Below are 15168 nucleotides of genomic sequence, written 5' to 3' on the forward strand. Positions count from 1 at the left end.
GGACCCCAGACTTCGCCCCAAAAAGTGAAGTTAACCTTTAAAGCACCCCAAAAAGTGTAGCACGTCCACGCAGCCGGCGCCAGCCCAAATGCGCTTATCCGCAAAACGAAGTCAAAGCCAGGATAGCCCTGGCTTTGACTTTCGCGGAAACGCTGGACTTTGCCCGCTAGCTTGCATGCTTCGCTTCTTACTTCTTGTCGTCCACCACTTCGTAATCGGCGTCTACGACATTTTCGCGCTTCGCTCCGCTTTCCGCCGCACCGGCTTCAGCTCCGGCTCCAGCCCCAGCGCCTTGCGCTTGAGCCGCTTGCTCATACAGCTTCACGGAAAGCTGCTGAACAACTTCGGACAGCTGCTCGGTCGCCTTCGTGATCGTCTCCAGGTCGTTTCCTTCCAAAGCTTTTTTCAGCTCATCCTTAGCCGCATTCGCTTTGTCGATTTCGCCTTGATCCACTTTGTCGCCGAGGTCCTTCACCGTCTTATCCACCGTATAGATCAGCTGATCCGCCTGATTGCGGGCTTCTACCAGATCTTTGCGCTTGCGGTCTTCATCGGCGTGAGCTTCGGCATCCTTCATCATTTTGTCGATTTCTGCATCGCTCAGGCCGCTCGAAGACGTAATCGTAATTTTTTGGCTCTTGCCCGTGCCTTTGTCAAGCGCGGATACGTTCACGATACCGTTGGCATCGATGTCGAACGTAACTTCGATTTGCGGAATGCCGCGCGGTGCCGGAGGAATATCGCCGAGCATAAACCGTCCGAGCGTTTTGTTGTCGGCCGCCATCGAGCGCTCGCCTTGCAGCACGTGAATTTCAACGCTCGTTTGGTTATCCGCATAAGTCGAATACACTTGCGATTTGCTCGTTGGAATCGTCGTATTGCGGTCGATCATCTTCGTGAACACGCCGCCTGCCGTTTCGATACCGAGCGAAAGCGGAGTTACGTCGAGCAGTACGACGTCTTTTACGTCACCGGTAAGAACGCCCGCTTGAATCGCGGCGCCGAGGGCAACGACTTCGTCCGGGTTAACGCCTTTGTGCGGCTCTTTGCCGATCAGCTTCTTGATCGCTTCTTGAACGGCCGGAATCCGCGTCGATCCGCCGACGAGAACGACCTTCGTAATTTCGCTGGTAGAAAGTCCGGAGTCGCTAAGCGCCTGACGAGTCGGGCCAAGCGTGCGCTCTACGAGCGGAGCGGAAATTTCTTCGAATTTCGCGCGGGTCAGGTTCAGCTCCAAGTGCTGCGGTACGCCGTCGACAACCGTGATGAACGGCAGCGAGATCGTCGTCGTAAGCACGCTGGAAAGCTCTTTCTTCGCTTTTTCGGCCGCATCCTTCAAGCGTTGAACGGCTGCTTTATCTTTGCTCAGATCGATGCCGTGCTCTTTTTTGAACTCGGCTACCAAATAGTCCATAACCACTTGGTCGAAATCGTCGCCGCCGAGACGGTTGTCGCCGCTCGTCGCTTTTACTTCAAAAATGCCGTCGCCGAGCTCGAGAATCGATACGTCGAACGTACCGCCGCCAAGGTCGTAAACGAGAATCGTCTGGTTCGTATCCTGCTTGTCGAGACCGTAAGCAAGTGCGGCCGCCGTCGGTTCGTTTACGATCCGAAGCACTTCGAGACCGGCTATTTTGCCTGCATCTTTGGTCGCCTGGCGCTGGCTGTCGTTGAAATAAGCCGGAACGGTAATAACCGCCTGCGTTACGGTCGTGCCGAGATAAGCTTCGGCGTCCGCTTTCAGCTTTTGCAGGATCATTGCAGAAATTTCTTGCGGCGAATATTCTTTGTCATCAATCTTTTCTTTGTGGTTCGTTCCCATATAACGCTTGATCGAGATGATCGTACGGTCCGGGTTCGTGATCGCTTGGCGTTTCGCCGTTTCACCGACGACGCGCTCTCCGTCTTTCTTAAAGCCCAGGACGGAAGGAGTCGTCCGATTGCCTTCCACGTTAGGAATAACTACCGCTTCTCCGCCTTCCATAACCGCTACGCAAGAGTTGGTCGTACCAAGGTCGATTCCGATTACTTTACTCATGAACAAGTACCTCCTAAAGTTTGGGTTGTATCTATAAATAAAATAGCTGCTTATCCGCTAACTTTGACCATCGACGGGCGAAGGACTTTATCTTTCAGCATGTAGCCCTTCTGCACTTCTTCCACGACGGTGCCTTCCTCGTGCTCCTCCGACTCCACCTGCATAATCGCCTGATGGAATTCCGGATTGAACGGCTGCCCGACGGACTCGATCCGCTGAAGGCCTTCCGCCGCAAGTACTGCATCGAATTGGCGGAATATCATATCGACGCCTTTCAAAAGCGCCTCGTGGTCGCTGTTGTCCTTCGAAACGGCAATAGCCCGTTCGAAATTGTCCACGATCGGCAGAAGCTGCTCGATAAGCTTACCGGAAGCGTACTTGGCGAAATCTTCCTTCTCCTGACGCGACCGGCGGCGGAAATTATCGAAGTCCGCTTGCGTACGCAAATAGCGCTGGTAGTGTTCATCGGCCAGCTTCCGCTGCTCCTCCAGCTCGCGGCGCTCGGCCGACACTTCTGCGGCCGCCTCGGCTGCCGCTTCCCCCGCTACTTCCTCCACCGTTTCAGCAGCCGCCTCATCGGCCGTTTCGCCTGCCTGTTGCACGATGTCTTCCTGCTCTAGAGTAGCCTGGCGCTTCTCCTGTTCTGCCACCTTGCAGCACCTCCACCTATTGTCCTGCGATTTCTATTTAATCGTCGGATTTCATCTTGATTACCGTATGAATGCGCAGCACCGCCGCCGCCACTTCGCCCGCCGCCCGCAGGGCGTGGACTTTCACCGGAGCCGGATCGATAATGCCGCGGGCGAGACAATCCGTCACCTGTCCGCTATCGCAATCGATGCCGTGCCTGTCCGACCGCTCGGCCAATTGGGCGGATTTGACCGCCTCGAGCTTCTCCAGCGGGTTAAAGCCGGCGTTTTGCGCCATTTGCGCAAGCGGCTTACGCAGTGCGTGGGCGACCGCTTCAACGCCGAATGCTTCCAGGCCCGCCACGGTCTCGCGGTAACGCTCCAGCTCATAAGCGATCGCTACCTCGACGGAGCCGCCGCCGGGCAAATAGCCGCCGCGGATGGCCGCCTGTGCAGCCGCTGCCGCATCCTGGGCGATGCGCGCCCGCTCGCCGACGACCTCGCGTGTGCTGGCTCCGACCAGTACCGTCGCAGTCGGCTTGCCGGCCCCGCCGGTCAGCCGGATGCGACGGATGCGGCCGTCGTATTGCAGCGACGCGCATCGTCCCGTATAGCCGGCAAGCTCCTGAGCCGGCTTGCCGAGCACGGACTTCCGCGCAGGCCGCGCTCCCGTATGCTCGCACAGCCGCTCCAGCTCCCGCTTCGGCACGCGCTGCAGCAGCATGATCCCGTTATCCGCGCAAAATTGCTCGGCTTCCGGATCGGCGCTGCGATCGAGCGCGACAAGCCGCACATCAAGCTCCGGCAGCTTGCGCAAATGCTCCGCAAAACGTTCCTTCAACCGCATATACGCCTGAAAGCCCGCATCCGTCATGAGCGTTTCGTCCCCCAGCTTCTCCGGCTCCAGCGCGTCGTACAAGACCAGCACCGCCGAGTCCCGCACCTCCGCTTCGAACTGATGCGCCTGGTACGGCTTCTGTTCGAGCATAAGGCCGGGCCACACTTCGCTTGACGGCCGTTCGTGCGAAACGACGAGATCGGAGAAGCGGAAGCCTTCCTCCTTAAGCCGCGAGCCGCCGAGCAGCTTCGCCGCATCAACGACGAGCTCGGCGATGTCGCTGTGCTCGCGTCCGGCCACATAGGCGATCCGGTACAAGATCGGATCGTCCGGCCCCGACACGGCGCGGGAGCGCTCGAGCAGACGCCGCGTTGCAAAGCCCACTCCGTCCATCAGGCCCTGTACCACCTTGGCCACGGGCACGCCCTTCGTCACCTGGGCCACGCCTTCGGACACAAGCGCCCCGGCAAGCACCGTCGCCGTCGTTGTGCCATCGCCGATCTGCTCCTGCTGCGACCTCGCCACCTGAACGAGCATACGGGCGGCGGGATGCGTGACATCCATTTTTTGCAAAATGGTAGCCCCGTCATTCGTCACCAGCACGTCGCCGCGAGAACCGACCAGCATCGTATCGAGCCCTTTCGGGCCGAGCGTCCCTTCGACGGCGGAGCATATCGCCCGAACGGCGGCGGCGTTGTTGAGCAAGGCGGCATGACGCTCCTCACCCTCATGATTCGCTGGATTCATAACCGATTGATTCCTCTTCCGGTCCGCATTCTGAAGCCGTTACTTGTACCAGCGTGCAAGCACTACGGCCATATCCTTCGATAAATGATCGAGCAGGGAGATCACCTTGCCGTATTCCATCCGCGTGGGACCGAGAATACCGATCGTTCCGAGCAGTTGTCCGTCTATCGAATAGGATGCCGTAATCAGACTGCAGTTATTAATAGCTTCGACGCTGTTTTCCGTGCCGATCTTGACCTGAATGCCTTGGGGCGCCTGGGAGAACAGCTTCACGAGCGTCTGCGCCTCGTCGAACAGATCAAGAATGCCTTTGACTTTGTCGACGTCCTTGAATTCGGGCTGTGTCAGCATATTGGTCGAGCCGCTGACGAAAATGCGGTCCTCCTCGTCGCTGACGAGCGTCCCTTCCATCATTCGGATCAGTTCCTCGTACTTGCTCACATAATTGCCAAGCTCCGAGCTGACTTCGTTATGCAGACGGGACTTGAAATGGATGAGCGGCACCCCGGACAGCCGGGCGTTCATCAGATTGACGAATCGTTCCATCTCGTGCGGAGACATCCCGTCCGGGATCGAGATGACTTTATTCTCGACATGCCCCGTATTCGTCACGATGATGGCGACCGCCGACGTATCGTTCAGCGGTACGATCTGAAGATGCTTCAGCGTCGTAGTAAGCAGTTCCGGGCCCAGCACAATCGACGTATAATTCGTCAGGCCGGACAGCACCGTCGCCACATGCTGAATGACATGCTCCATCTCCTGCAGCTTCTCGACGAAAAACAGCTTCAGAACATCCAATTCCTTAACGGACAAACTTCCGAGCTTCACCAGATGGTCCACATAATAACGGTAGCCTTTATGGGACGGAATCCGGCCAGCCGACGTATGCGGCTGCTCCAAAAATCCGAGCTCCTCCAAATCCGACATTTCGTTGCGGATGGTGGCCGGACTGAATCCGACTTCGCTGCGCTTGGAAATCGTCCGCGACCCGACAGGTTCGGCTGAACGAATGTAGTCGTCGACAATGGTGCTCAAAATCAATTTCTGACGTTCAGTTAACATGTGCGGACCTCCTTCAGATTTCAAGCTTGCAGTTCGTCGTTAGCACTCAATCGAAAGGAGTGCTAAAAAACCTTACTACAAAAATACCAAAAAGAAAAGCACCTTGTCAAGTCAGTCAAGGCGCTTCAGAACCGCTATTTCGTCACAATTGTGCTGCTTTTTGCAGTGGACGCAATCCGTCCAAACTTTCTCCGGAAATATTTCTTTCGGCACGACCGAAAACCCGATCTTTTCGAAAAAGGCAACCTCGTACGTGAGCGCCATAATTTTCGGAATGCCCTGTCTTTTCGCTTCCTCGGTCAGGAACTCAACCAGCTTGCGGCCGATGCCCTGGCCCTTGTATCCGTCCGTTACGCCGAGCGACCGGATCTCGACGAGGTCTTTGCCCAATTGGAATAGCGAGCCGCAGCCGACGAACCGCCCTTCGTATTCGGCGATCACGAACGAATCGATATGACGGCTGAGCGCTTCCTTCGAGCGCGGCAGCATGATGCCCTTCTCCGCATAAGACGCAATAATATCGTACAGCGAGTCGACGTCGTCAAGCGCTGCTTTTCTGCATGTTACAGTCATTTCGCATTCCCACCTGCCAGCATTCAATAATATGAATAAATATACAACAGCCGGCCGGATCGTTCAATATATTTTTTGAAAAGTTTTTGCAGCGATTCACCCGCAGTTTACTCCAGAAATTCGCCGAACACATCGTTGCCGAACAGCAAGCCCTGCTCCGTGAGTCGAAACCCGTCATTCTCCGCTTGAAGCAGTCCGCGGCTCAGCAGTTTCTCGAGCTGACGCCCGAACGGCTGCTCCATACCGATACCGAACTGACGGCGAAAATCGGCGTTACTTACGCCATCCAGCAGACGCAGACCGACCATCATGAAGTCTTCCATCGCTTCCTGGCGGCTCACGTCATGCGTTTCCTTGATCGGCAGCCCTTTGCCGCACGCATCGATATACGCCTGAACGCCCTTGATGTTAAAATGCCTCTTGCCGCTCGCATATCCGTGCGCCCCGGCTCCAAGGCCGTAATAGGCCAAATTGCGCCAGTAGGCCTTGTTGTGCCGGCTCTCCATGCTAGGCTTCGCAAAGTTGCTGATCTCGTACTGGCGGTAGCCGGCTTCCTTCATCCGCCGCATCACCGTCACATACATATTCAACTCGTCGTCCTCGCTCGGAAGCGGCAGCTTGTTTTTATGATACAGCGTATGGAACAACGTGTTCTCTTCGATTTTCAGGCTGTATGCGGAGTAATGCTGCAATTCGAGCTTCAGCGCCTCGTCCAGCGTCGCATTCATCGCCTCTACGGTCTGATTCGGCAGTCCCAGCATCAGATCGATCGACAAATTGTCAAAGCCGGCGGCTCTCGCATTCTCGATGCTTCTGTACACGTCGTCCGTACTGTGGATGCGTCCGATCGTCTCCAGCAGCTTGTTGTCGAACGACTGCACGCCGAAGCTGATCCGGTTCACGCCGCCTTCCTTCATCGCCGCCAGCTTCTCCGGATCGGTCGTCCCCGGGTTCGCTTCCATCGTAATTTCGCAATCCGGCAGCCGATCGCCGAAATAGCGGTTTACCGTGCCCAGAAAGTAGCTCATTTGCTCCGGCGTAAGCACCGTAGGGGTTCCGCCCCCGACGAAGATCGATTCGATTCCCTCCGCCGGAAACCGCTCCACCGTAAGCTCCATCTCCCGCTCCAGCGCCCGCAAATAGTCCATGACCGGCTGGCCTTGCACGACGTACGAATTGAAGTCGCAGTAGTGGCACTTGTTCGTGCAGAACGGAATATGGATATATACCGCTCTGGGCGGGGCTTGGTTGTAGTCTGGGCGGTTAGCCTTATGCGCCGCTTCGCCTGCCTGCATCTGCGTCATAATTTTTTATTTCCTTTCTATTAAACAAGAGACGTTATTCGTCGATTTTGAGCACGGCCATAAACGCTTCCTGCGGCACCTCGACGTTCCCTACCTGCTTCATCCGCTTTTTGCCTTCCTTCTGCTTCTCAAGCAGCTTCCGTTTCCGCGAAATGTCGCCGCCATAACATTTGGCCAGTACGTTTTTACGCATCGCCTTGATCGTTTCGCGGGCGACCACCTTTTGCCCGACAGCGGCCTGGATCGGCACTTCGAACATTTGCCGCGGAATAATATCCTTCAGCTTCTCGCAGATAATCCGTCCGCGGTTGTAGGCGCGGTCCCGGTGAACGATAAACGACAGGGCGTCGACCTGCTCGCTGTTCAGCAGAATGTCCATCTTCACCAGATTGGAGCGGCGGTAGCCGGACACCTCGTAGTCGAACGAAGCGTAACCTTTCGTGCTCGATTTCAATTGATCGAAGAAGTCGTACACGATCTCCGACAGCGGAACATCGTAAATGAGCGTAACACGCGTCGTGTCGAGATATTCCATATTGATGAACTCGCCGCGTTTGCCCTGGCACAGCTCCATGATCGCACCGACGTAATCTTTCGGCACTATAATGGAAGCTTTCACGTAAGGCTCCTCGACATAGTCGATGCGTCCCGTTTCCGGATAGTTCGACGGATTATCGATCAAGAGCACTTCGCCGCTCGTCAAGGTAACGCGGAAAATAACGCTCGGCGCCGTCGTAATGAGCGGAATATTGAATTCCCGCTCGATCCGCTCCTGGATGACGTCCATATGGAGCAAGCCGAGGAAGCCGCAGCGGAAGCCGAAGCCAAGCGCCGAAGACGTCTCTGGCTCGTACTTCAAGGAAGCGTCGTTCAGCTCGAGTTTCTCGAGCGCTTCGCGCAAGTCGTTATAATCGGCCGTATCGATCGGATACAAGCCGCAGTATACCATCGGATTGATTTTCCGGTAGCCGGGCAGCGGCTCGATAGCCGGATTGCGCGAATCGGTGATCGTATCGCCGACGCGAGTGTCCTTCACGTTTTTGATGCCCGCTACGACAAAGCCGACATCGCCGACCTGAAGCTCATCCACAATCGTCATGCGCGGCTTGAAGGCGCCGACCTCGATCACTTCGAATTCGGCTCCGGTCGCCATAAACCGGATCGGGGTGCCTTTCTTGATCGCGCCGTCGATGACCCGTACGTACACGATTACGCCTTTGTACGCGTCGTAGTGGGAATCGAAAATGAGCGCCTTGAGCGAATTCGACGGATTCCCGTTCGGAGCCGGCACTTTCCGTACGACCTGCTCCAAAATATCCTTGATGCCGATACCCGCTTTGGCCGAGGCAAGCACCGCCTCGCTGGCGTCGAGACCGATCACATCCTCGATCTCCTGCTTCACCCGCTCCGGCTCCGCGCTGGGCAGGTCGATCTTGTTAATGACCGGTAAAATTTCCAGATTGTTGTCCAGCGCCAGATAAACGTTGGCGAGCGTCTGCGCTTCAATGCCCTGAGCGGCATCGACGACGAGCAGCGCCCCTTCGCAGGCGGCAAGACTGCGGGAAACTTCGTACGTGAAGTCGACGTGTCCCGGCGTGTCGATCAGGTTCAAAATGTACTCCTTGCCGTCGTCGGCTTTATAAGCGAGACGAACGGCCTGCAGCTTGATCGTGATGCCGCGCTCGCGCTCCAGATCCATCTGGTCGAGCACCTGCTCCTGCATCTCACGCGAGGACAAGGCGCCTGTATATTCCAAGATCCTGTCGGCAAGCGTAGATTTGCCGTGATCGATATGGGCAATGATGCTGAAATTGCGAATCATGCTTTGTCTGTCCGTACTTTGCGACATGTTGACCCTCCCGGTTTTCGCGCATTACACTCCATTATAACAAAATTGCAAGCGTTGCATCAAATGGCACTTGATTTGCAGTAGGACTATTGCAAATGAGAACGAAAAACCCCCGGCAGCACCGGGGGCTCGCTTACAACTTATCCTTACATTTTCATCCTCTTGCTTATTGTCGGCAGCCGCCGCATCGCCTATTTCGCTTTCAGCTCGGCCATCTTTTTCTCCGCCTTGTTCTGGGCTTCGCGCAGCGTCGTATTGACGTCTTTACCGGTTTGGGCCATATCCTTGGCCGCTTCGCCGAGTATTTTTTTCAGCTCGACGTCGTAATCGGTCAGCACGGTGCCCGGCGCCTGCTTCAGCTTAAACACCGCCTGCACGTTTTTCCCCTGGAAGCTTTTCAGCTCCGAAGCGAACTGTTTTTTGATCGCTTCGTCGTTCAGCACCGTAAGCCTTCCTTTTTTATTCAGATCGGTCTGCACCTCGTCGGAAACAAGCGTATCGATGACGCGGAACGCGGCTTCCTTGTTCGGGCTTTTCGGGAACATCATGAACACCGGCATATTCGCGGGTCTGCCGAGCTCGGGCCGGTCGGCGAACACGGGCTGCGTGACAAGATCCCAATTGACCTGGTTTCCCTGCTGAGCCGCCTCCTCGAGCAGGCCGACGACGCCGTTGCCCCAAGTCGGCATCATCGCTACGGTTTTGTCTTTCATGAACGCATTGCGGCCGTAATCGTATTTGCCTTTGTCGCCTATAAAGCCGGGCACCTCGTAAAATTGCTTAAGCAGCGTAAACAGCTTCTGATAGCCATCCGAATTCAGCACCGGCTTCTCCTGCTTTTCATCGACATAAGGCAGCGAATACTGCTCCTTCATCTGGTCGACCGGTCCCGGGTCGATGCCGATATAGGAGACGTCGCGCTCCTTGCGCGTCAGCTTTTTGCCCAGGTCGAGCATTTCGTTCCAGGTCATCTTGTCCTTCGGATACGTTACCCCGAACTGATTAAAAATGTCTTTGTTGTAGATCGTCATTCCATAGTTCATCGAAAACGGGATGCCGAACAGCTGATCCTTCGTGCCGAATTGCTTGATCGCCTCCATCGCGCCGGCGTCGAAACGGTTCACGTTCAACTTATTCTTTTTGGCCAATTCGCTCATATCCATATTCATGCCGAGCTGGTTGAACATGCCGATATAAATGTTGCTGACGAGCAGCAGGTCCGGATACGTACCGGACGCCATCAGCTTCTCCGGCGTATTCTCATCGCCGTTACGGTTAATGAGCTGTAACGAAATGTTCGGGTATTTCCGCTGAACCGGCTCCACGATATATTGCTGGAACTCGGCATCGGTCAGACTGGAGCTGTACGTATACAAAATGAGCTTGACGGGCTCTTGGGCGGCTTCCTTCGATTTCGCGGCTTCTTTCGTTTGGGCGGCATCGCCCGCCTTTCCCGAGCCTGAACAGCCTGCAAGCAGGATAGTGGCGGATACGGACAACAGCGCAAGCTTCCAGCTTCTTCTCATTTCGGGTTCCCTCCGATTTCGCTCAAGATCAGTTCCACCGTTTCTCCATACATGCAGACCAGCTCGATCCGCGTACAGTCGCCGCTGTGCGCAGTGATACGGGCAAGGTGCTCCCCTTTCGTTTGCCGCACGATGCTCCACTTGCCCCGCAGCTCGATCGTCACTAGCCCGGGTTCGCTATCCGTCCAGACGGTACGGTCGTCCATTTTTTGATTTTCCCTTTTCGGCAGGCGCAGATCCGGGTCGGCTACGCTCACCGTCCATTGTCCGTCCCGCTTAATCACATAGGCCATAATCGGAACGCTTGCCCGGAGAAGCGGTCCGGCCGGGAGCGTCGCAGTCTCGTCGAAGACGGCATAACCGGTTGCCTGAAGGAGCGTATGCTCCACGATATGGGCAGCGTTGTTTTTTTGGATAACCCGATAAGGCATATTGTCCGCATAGGCGGCAACGCGATTCGGCGGGGTTTGCACCAAAATCGCGTATTCGTAATCGGCACCTTCGGGCCGAAGCCCATGATCGAACCACGCGGTTGCATAAGCGCCGCTCGTTTCTTTTGCGCCCGTATGATCGATCGAGTGCTGTACGCCTTTCTCGATATGCAAATGGCTCGCGTCCGCCACCACATAACCGTTGCCGTTCGGATCGGTGAACCATAACGGAGCGCCTGCGCCGGAGCGCTCGCCGAAAACATATGGAAATTGAGTCACCTCAGCGGACTGCACCCGTATCGGCATGCCGGGATCAGGCAAATAACACTGGAACAAAGTCGTTTCGACCCGGCTCTGATCGTCCTCGCACCCGATGCCGGAGCCGAGCGCCACGATCTCGCTCCCGAAATAAAAGTACGATTTGACGGCTCGGAAGCTCGGGTCGAATACGGTATCGTGCAGCTTCATCGCGAACAAGCCGCAGCTGTTTTCGCTTTCGACGCCTCCGACGAACGTTTCGTCGCTGAACGAGCGCGTATTCTCATTAAATAGGCCGCCTTCGGAACCGTTCTTGCCGACCAGCATCTCCGCAAGCGGCACCCGCTTCGCGGTTGTGCCCGGCCAGCGGCGCCAATCCCAGCCTCGATCCGGCGCGTAGCCGCTATCCCGCGCATTGACGGGCTCGCCCGACGCCACAATCTGCATCGCCCCGTAGCTGATATATCGTCCGAATACGTTCTCCCCCTCGGTGAACTTGTGAACCGAGCCGCCGCCGCGCCGCCCGTGCGCTTCAAAATCGAACACGTACTGGCTCCAGCCCTTCGTCGCTACCATCCAGTCGTCCCGGCGAAGCACGGCGAGCGCGGATGACGGCTTGACCCAAAAGCCGCTTGGACTGTTCTCTGCGGCAAAGCCTTGGTCGGCAAGCTTCAGCATCAGCTCTACGGCTCCGAGCGTGTCCATATACTGCACGCCGTTCGAGCTCGCCTCGGGAAACAGTTCTTCCTTCAAACACCGCGAATCCGGGTCCCACAGCCGCATGAACGCGCCGGCTATCTCAGGATCGGCAGGCTCGCCGGCAAGCGCCATATACGCATAGGCAGGGAGGATTTCGTTCGTTACTCCTCCTTTTACCGGGAACCGGCCGCTTATACCGACGGGCACGTCGTATTTGTTCGTGACGGTGCGCAGCGTCAGCAGCGCTTGCTTCACATTCTGCACCGATGCCGCGGACAACGCGAACGGGGTGCCGTGCAGCAAATAAACGGTCAACGCAGCCGTATGGTACGCATTCGGCGCATAGGCGCTCATATAAACGCCCCGATGGTGAAAGCCCATGTAGTCCCGCTTGATCGTCCCGGCGTACCCCGGAGCGATGGCAAGCGCATGGTTCATCCAGGCGAGCAAACCTTCCATATGCCGAACCTTTTCAGGCGTATTGTCCATTGCCAGCACGTATTGCAGCTTGTAGATGAAACGGGTGCGTACTTCGTCCGCGGTTGTTTCCGTGTAATCTTCTCCGGGTATTCCGTACGTTTTTCCGATATTGAGAAACCAGTGCACCGTGGCCCGCTCGCGATCGAGCCGTCCGGTTTGGCGAAGCTCGTCCCGCATCAGGAAAAAGGCGTGAAAATAACCGTTATTCCGGTTCGTCTCATGATCGAGCGTCTCCAGTCCGCTGCCGGCCGCCCAGCCCTGATCGTGAACGTGGTCGAAAAGATCGAGCGCCTTCCGCTTGCTCTCGCTATTTCCATTCAGCTTGTAGTCGAGTACGAGCGGCAAAAACACGTTCCGCGAAACGGTCTTGCCGAATTCGGGTCCGTGCGCCGACCGGCTCGAAAAGAGTGGAAGTCCGCTAATGTAACCGCTATCATCTCGTTTTAGCCGAAGTGTATCGAACGTTTCCACGCCTTGCCGGATGAATCGCTGCATCGCTTCGTACCGGATGCGCTGCGGTTCCCTCGTCAGATCCGGGCTGCGGCCGCACACCCACTCTTCCAGTCTTTGCGCTATCGTTGCGAACGCCTCAATCTGCTCCTGGGTGATCGCTCCCGCTAGGGGCAAACGCGGCTTTTGCCCGCTGTAATAGAACGAACGGTCCCACGTTCCGCCCTTTCCTTGATTCGTTTTTTGCCGCACACGCGGGATTTGAAAGTCGGACGACCGGGATGCAGGGATACGGCCGACAAACTCGACGACGTCGAAAAAAACGGCCCCGCTCTCTCCGCTTGTTGGCGGCACGATATCGATCGCTTCCAGCGCCGCGTCCTCTGCACCGGACCAGCCTTCAACGGCGGCATCTTCGCGAAAATGCACGTTGACGCCCCGCCAGCCGGTAAAGCCGATGCGCATGTCGAATTCATACCGGGGCTCCCCCCGATCAAGCTCCTGCCTGGAGCCGAGCCGGAACGTAAGCGCTCCGTCGACCGCGTTCTCGCTGTATACCCAGATCCGCATACCGCCGCTGCGGCTTTTGCCGGCTTCCTTCAGATGTTTCGGCCCGTCAACCGTCAGGCGCGAGCCCGGAATCCACCGCCAGTGCAGCGACTGTCTCCCATGCTTGTAATGGGCGCGCGACAGCTGCAAGCTGCCTCCATCCCGAACGCGCCATTCGTCCGGGATGCCGTCCCCCTCGAACGATTCGGCCAGCGCAAACGTGCCGTCGTCCGGAGTAGCCGGCGCCTCGCCCGAACCCCCATGCTCCATGCTGTCGATCTCAAGCTGCCGTTCCTGCTTGTTCATAAACCCCTACCTCCCTGACCGAAGGGATGGGAGGCGGCTGAAGCGCCTCCTCCTTCCGGCGAATCGAGCTTATTTTTTCGATCTCTCGGCGGTTATGTCTTTGGCTAGCAGCTCCGAAGATTCCCGAATCGCGGTGACATTATCTTTTTTGCCCCGCCCGATATCGCCGAACGCTTCGTTCATGCGTTTCCAGGCCAGGTCGTTGTAGTCGGTAAGCGGAGCCGGAGCGGCGTATTTTTGTGGGAAGATGGAAGCGATGCTTTTGCCCTTGTACTGCGGCAAATCCTGGGCGAACACCTTTTTGATGTCCGGATTTTTGAGCGCGGATTCGATGCCCATCTTCGAACGGATCGTCTGGAATTCGTCCGATGTAAGCGCCTGCAAAACATCCATTGCATCGTCCTTGTGCTTGCTCGTCTTGCTGATGTAGATGTAGCCCGGATACGCTTGCGGTCCAACCGGTCCCAGCTCTTTGAAGTAAGGCAGCGAAGCGTAGTCCCAGTTCAGATCGGCCGGGAAATTGACAGCCGAGTTGGAGAAATGCACCCACATCGCCAAATTTTTGTCCTTGGAGAACATTTTCGACTGGCCGGTCGAGGAGAAGAAGCTTCCTTCCAGCGGCTTGCCTCCCGGCGGCGGAACAAGCATGTAAAACCGTTTCAGATTTTCCAGGAACGTCATCATTTTCGGATCGTCGAACATCGGCTTGAAGCTTTTCGGGTCGATGAACGGCGCGGAAAACTGATTCGTCTTGATGACGTGCTCCGGGGAGGCGAGCAGGCCGTAATACTGGATGCCGCCGTCGCTGCGCGTAACCTGCTTGGCCAGATCGTACACCTGGTCCCAGGTCATGCCGTCCTTCGGGTAAGGAGCCCCGAACTTGTCGAAAATGTCTTTGTTGTACATGATGACCGGCGATGTGTTCGACAGGGGCAAGCCGTATATGCCGCCGCCGGATATTTCCCTTTGCTGGTCGATCGTGAACGGGTCGAACCGATTCAGGTCGACGCCCTTTTTCTTGACCAGCTCCGACATATCGTAGGCGAAATCGTTGCGGATCAAGTTCAGATGGGTGTGCCCGATGGAGAACAGAAAGACGTCAAACTGCTGGCCGGCGGCGATCAGCCCTTCCATCGATTTCGTGGACGGTACGGGAACGAACTTGGGCGTAATATGCGGAAATTTCTGCTTGATGTAATTCCCGTAATTGCTCATGAAATCTTCTTCATTCCAATCGGCGTTGCCGGTTTGGTAAAAGACGAGCTCGACCGGCTCTTTTTTGCCGCCGGTTGCGCCCCCGCTTCCGGACGCCTCCTGTTTCCCACCGCTACCGCCGCAGCCGGTTAAAACGACGGCGGTCAGAGCGGTTGCGGCAGCGATTTTACCCGTTAATTGAACCCACGAATTCATACGCGCACCCCTTTTT

At 56.5% G+C, this 15168-nt stretch carries 10 protein-coding genes; all 10 read right to left on the reverse strand.

What is annotated here, in order from left to right:
- Positions 1-187 precede the first annotated feature (187 nt).
- Positions 188-2038, reverse strand: coding sequence for a molecular chaperone DnaK (gene dnaK / locus D7M11_RS21595; RefSeq protein ID WP_120749341.1), 1851 nt, complete (start codon positions 2036-2038; stop codon positions 188-190).
- 50 nt (positions 2039-2088) lie between these two features.
- Positions 2089-2688 (reverse strand): nucleotide exchange factor GrpE, encoded by a 600-nt coding sequence (grpE, locus tag D7M11_RS21600; protein WP_275671724.1) that lies wholly within the window; start codon positions 2686-2688, stop codon positions 2089-2091.
- Positions 2689-2725: 37 nt separating this feature from the next.
- Positions 2726-4252, reverse strand: coding sequence for a TCP-1/cpn60 chaperonin family protein (locus D7M11_RS21605; RefSeq protein ID WP_120749342.1), 1527 nt, complete (start codon positions 4250-4252; stop codon positions 2726-2728).
- 39 nt (positions 4253-4291) lie between these two features.
- Positions 4292-5317, reverse strand: coding sequence for a heat-inducible transcriptional repressor HrcA (gene hrcA, locus D7M11_RS21610; RefSeq protein WP_120749343.1), 1026 nt, complete (start codon positions 5315-5317; stop codon positions 4292-4294).
- Between the two features lie 111 nt (positions 5318-5428).
- Positions 5429-5890 (reverse strand): N-acetyltransferase, encoded by a 462-nt coding sequence (locus D7M11_RS21615; RefSeq protein ID WP_120749344.1) that lies wholly within the window; start codon positions 5888-5890, stop codon positions 5429-5431.
- A gap of 107 nt (positions 5891-5997) precedes the next feature.
- Entirely contained in the window at positions 5998-7185 is a 1188-nt protein-coding gene (gene hemW, locus D7M11_RS21620) for a radical SAM family heme chaperone HemW (protein ID WP_240041248.1), read from the reverse strand.
- A 43-nt stretch (positions 7186-7228) separates the two neighbouring features.
- Positions 7229-9043 (reverse strand): translation elongation factor 4, encoded by a 1815-nt coding sequence (gene lepA, locus D7M11_RS21625; RefSeq protein WP_120749346.1) that lies wholly within the window; start codon positions 9041-9043, stop codon positions 7229-7231.
- A gap of 191 nt (positions 9044-9234) precedes the next feature.
- On the reverse strand, positions 9235-10569 hold the full coding sequence (locus tag D7M11_RS21630) for an ABC transporter substrate-binding protein (protein ID WP_120749347.1): 1335 nt from the start codon (positions 10567-10569) through the stop codon (positions 9235-9237).
- The gene (locus D7M11_RS21635) at positions 10566-13742 is read right to left on the reverse strand and encodes a chondroitinase family polysaccharide lyase (RefSeq protein ID WP_120749348.1); all 3177 of its coding nucleotides are present in this window, start codon (positions 13740-13742) and stop codon (positions 10566-10568) included. The genes D7M11_RS21630 and D7M11_RS21635 overlap by 4 nt, the downstream gene beginning before the upstream one ends.
- Before the next feature lie 69 nt (positions 13743-13811).
- Positions 13812-15152, reverse strand: a complete 1341-nt coding sequence (locus D7M11_RS21640; protein WP_120749349.1) for an ABC transporter substrate-binding protein — start codon at positions 15150-15152, stop codon at positions 13812-13814.
- Positions 15153-15168 lie beyond the last annotated feature (16 nt).

It is taken from the genome of Paenibacillus ginsengarvi, assembly GCF_003626695.1.
In the GTDB taxonomy this organism is placed as follows: domain Bacteria; phylum Bacillota; class Bacilli; order Paenibacillales; family NBRC-103111; genus Paenibacillus_AB; species Paenibacillus_AB ginsengarvi.

What these genes read in the sequence shown, in the direction of transcription:
- dnaK (WP_120749341.1), bottom strand. Translation starts at nt 2,038, where the DNA reads ATGAGTAAAGTAATCGGAATCGACCTTGGTACGACCAACTCTTGCGTA.
- D7M11_RS21605 (WP_120749342.1), bottom strand. Translation starts at nt 4,252, where the DNA reads ATGAATCCAGCGAATCATGAGGGTGAGGAGCGTCATGCCGCCTTGCTC.
- hrcA (WP_120749343.1), bottom strand. Translation starts at nt 5,317, where the DNA reads ATGTTAACTGAACGTCAGAAATTGATTTTGAGCACCATTGTCGACGAC.
- D7M11_RS21615 (WP_120749344.1), bottom strand. Translation starts at nt 5,890, where the DNA reads ATGACTGTAACATGCAGAAAAGCAGCGCTTGACGACGTCGACTCGCTG.
- hemW (WP_240041248.1), bottom strand. Translation starts at nt 7,185, where the DNA reads ATGCAGGCAGGCGAAGCGGCGCATAAGGCTAACCGCCCAGACTACAAC.
- lepA (WP_120749346.1), bottom strand. Translation starts at nt 9,043, where the DNA reads ATGTCGCAAAGTACGGACAGACAAAGCATGATTCGCAATTTCAGCATC.
- D7M11_RS21630 (WP_120749347.1), bottom strand. Translation starts at nt 10,569, where the DNA reads ATGAGAAGAAGCTGGAAGCTTGCGCTGTTGTCCGTATCCGCCACTATC.
- D7M11_RS21635 (WP_120749348.1), bottom strand. Translation starts at nt 13,742, where the DNA reads ATGAACAAGCAGGAACGGCAGCTTGAGATCGACAGCATGGAGCATGGG.
- D7M11_RS21640 (WP_120749349.1), bottom strand. Translation starts at nt 15,152, where the DNA reads ATGAATTCGTGGGTTCAATTAACGGGTAAAATCGCTGCCGCAACCGCT.